The organism is Arthrobacter sp. Y3225116, from assembly GCF_059091245.1.
The window spans coordinates 1-1,651 of sequence record NZ_JBNHGL010000401.1 but is presented as its reverse complement, the minus strand read 5'-3'; the positions used below and the strand labels follow the sequence as shown (position 1 = coordinate 1,651).

Genomic DNA, 1,651 nt, shown 5'->3' with positions numbered 1-1,651 from the left:
GTGCCAGCGGCGCCGCCGGCGCGGCGGAAGCCGTGTCCGGCAACGAGCCCGCGGGCCGGTTGGACGGCATCCGCCGCGAGATGGATCAGGCGGTGCGGTTGCAGCTGGTCACCGCGGAGCAGGCAGAGCGGTTCGTCGGGCAGATGGAGGAGCGGATTTCCCGGGGTTTATAAGCCCCGCGGAGCCCGATTCGATTCTTGGACCGATCTTTGTGTAAAGTTGTCTTGCTTCCTCACGGGGAAGCGGTCTTCTTCTGAAGAAGGCGTTCGGCAGATTACCCGAGCGGCCAAAGGGGGCTGACTGTAAATCAGCTGGCATTGCCTACGGGGGTTCGAATCCCTCATCTGCCACCGAACGGGAAACCCCGTCTGACCACGTGAATTACTGGTTGGACGGGGTTTTTCCGTACCTGCCGACCATGCCGGCCGCCGCTGGTGCACTGCCCGGCACAGGGTCTGGGGCCGGCGTCGATAGACTTGACCGCGGATGTGACCGGCGGCGACCAGCTGCCACGACGAGGAGTTCTCTTTGCGACAATTCACCGCCCGCTTCGCGACGCCGGAGGAAATCGAGGCATGGGACAGCCATGTCACGGCCAATCCCAACGGCGGCAACATGCTCCAGGCCAAGGCCTACGCCCAGGTCAAGGCGGACCACGGGTGGAAGCCGCTGTATCTGGCGTATGAGACCGAGGACTACACCAGCTACAACCTGGTGCTGGAAAAGCATGTTCCGCTGCTGGGCAATTACTGGTACATGATCAAGGGCCCCGACCTCGCGTCGCCCGAGGACCTGCCGGGCATCTTCGAGGCCAACCGCAACTTCTGCCGGGAGCAGGCACGCGGCGTCTTCGCGATCCGGATCGAGCCGGATGTCGAGGCCACGGACGGCACCCGCGCGCTGCTGGCGCGCGAAGGTCTGGTCAAGATGCCTGACCTGCAGCCGAACGACCACACCGCAATCGTCGACATCTCTCCGGAGCCGGACGTCGTCCTCAAGAGCTTCTCGTCCCGCGGGCGCAATGCCGTGCGCCGCGCCATCCGCGAGGGCGCCGAAGTGGTGACGGCCGAACCGACGGAAGAGAACTTCCGGGCGATGTTCAACCTGATGGGACAGGTGCAGCAGGGCCAGAAGAACGTTCAGGTCCGCTCCTTCGAGTACTTCAAGGCGTTCTGGGGCAACTTCATTGCCGCCGGGCAGGGCCGGCTGCTGTTCACGTACGAAGACGGCAAACCGTCGGTGGGCGCGTTCGTGGTCAACTACGGACGTAAGGGAACCTACAAAGACGGCGGATCGCTGCCGCGCCGCAAGCAGTACGGCGACTCCCACCTGATCCAGTGGACGGCCATGAACCAGCTCAAGGAGCTGGGCATCACCAGTTACGACCTGTGCGGAACTCCGCCGTCGTCGGAACTGAAGAACCCCGAACATGAGTACTACGGGCTGGGCCTGTTCAAGACCAGCTTCACCAAGACCATCACCGACTTCGTCGGCTGCTATGACCAGGTGATCTCCCCGTTGAAGTACAAGCTGTGGTCCGCGGCCGGGGAAAAGATTGCCCGCGGGCTCTACGTGCGCCGCCGAAACCAGCCCTTCTACTGAGCGGCGCCGCCGGCCCAGCGCCGCCCCCGGCCCCGGCCGTCGGACCCGG

Annotated in this window: 1 protein-coding gene and 1 tRNA gene; both read left to right on the top strand. The window is 64.5% G+C overall.

Features of this window, described 5'->3' with window-relative positions:
* Positions 1 to 268: 268 nt before the first annotated feature.
* Positions 269 to 350 (top strand) — tRNA-Tyr (locus AC5RV2_RS17795).
* Positions 351 to 528: 178 nt separating this feature from the next.
* Complete coding sequence (locus AC5RV2_RS17790; RefSeq protein WP_494093427.1) at positions 529 to 1,602, top strand: lipid II:glycine glycyltransferase FemX; 1,074 nt, start codon at positions 529 to 531, stop codon at positions 1,600 to 1,602.
* The last annotated feature ends 49 nt before the right edge of the window (positions 1,603 to 1,651 follow it).